The organism is Alteromonas sp. AO-Serp (assembly GCF_017849675.1).
Taxonomy (GTDB): Bacteria; Pseudomonadota; Gammaproteobacteria; order Enterobacterales; family Alteromonadaceae; genus Alteromonas; species Alteromonas macleodii.
The window spans coordinates 1-1,319 of record NZ_JAFLMX010000154.1; the positions used below are offsets into that span (position 1 = coordinate 1).

Genomic DNA, 1,319 nt, shown 5'->3' on the forward strand with positions numbered 1-1,319 from the left:
CACTCTATTCTGCAGATATTGCCGTAGTGGCAATTGGCCTTTCACATAGCCAATGGGCTCAACTACCTTCTGGTGAAGAAACGCAGTTGACTGGAGCTGCCTCCCATAACTGGCCGGTAACGCTTACCGATACCACTACGGGAAATACCTGGGTTGCCAATATCGTTCGCGTTGAATGGCATCAAAGTGATACAACGCGTCAGCGTAATGCCATAGCGGTTGTTGAAAAGCCGTTAGCATACTCAACGCCTCTTTTATTCGGCAGCTTTGTGCAGGCAGATATTGAAGGAAGAGCACTCGACAATGTCTGGAAACTGCCGGCTTCCGCTATCTCGCAAAAGCAAGAAGTATGGTTAGTAATGCCATCTACCGGACAGTTGGCAAAATTTACGCCTTCGGTACTGTTCGAAAGCGAAGGCTATGCCTACATCACCCCGCCAAAAATCAGTGACATTACGGGTGATGTTGGGGCCGAACTAAGCGGGGGTAGCATGCCTGAGCAAGCTGGCGAATTGCATCAAGCGCTGGTGGTTGCACGTCCTCTAAACAGCTATCTGGTGAATACTAAAGTACTGCCCGTAGTGGAAGGACAAACAGGAGGGCAAGCCAGTGACAAATAATCGAGAAGGCGCGCCATTTTATGGCAGCGAAGAGCCTAAAGGTAATAGACATAACGGGGAAAGCCCTCGGGGAATTATCGCTTGGTTTGCACAAAATTCGGTGGCGGCCAATTTGCTCATGGTCAGCCTTATCGTGCTTGGCTTGGTTTCCATGAACGATATCCGCAAAGAGGCATTTCCAAGTATGGAGCCACGCTTTGTTAACATTTCAATGACATACGATAGTGGTGATCCTAAACAAGCAGAAGAAGGGATAGCTATCAAAATTGAAACCGCGCTGGAGGCAATCCCTGGGATTAAGCGAATTACGTCTACCTCGAACGCCAGCGGCGCCAGTGTGCAGGTAGAAAAGGAAACCGAATACGATTTAGACACGCTTTTCAACGACATCAAAACCGAAGTAGATAGTATTTCTAACTTCCCATCTGATGCTGAAAATCCAGTTATAAGCAAAGCACGCCGACAAGAGCACGCTATTTGGGTGCAGCTCTATGGTGACGTCGACCACGCTTCACTTCAATACTTGGGGGAGCAGTTAGAGCGAGATTTACTGGCAACAGATGACATTCGCGAAGTCAGTGCAGGCAGCTTTGTCGACCCTATGATGTCTATTGAAATAGACGAAGGTAAGCTTCAAGCCTACGGATTAACGCTGTCAGACGTGGCTGATGCCGTTAACCAGGAGTCGAATACCGCGCT

Annotated in this window: 1 protein-coding gene and 1 pseudogene; both read left to right on the forward strand. The window is 48.6% G+C overall.

Translation table 11 applies throughout. The features are described from left to right. Positions 1–620 (forward strand): annotated as a pseudogene (locus QVA83_RS11300) (efflux RND transporter periplasmic adaptor subunit); the annotation flags it as partial. Beyond that, on the forward strand, positions 610–1,319 hold a 710-nt coding region (locus QVA83_RS11305; protein ID WP_287498470.1), incomplete at its 3' end, for an efflux RND transporter permease subunit. The pseudogene QVA83_RS11300 and the gene QVA83_RS11305, both read left to right, overlap by 11 nt.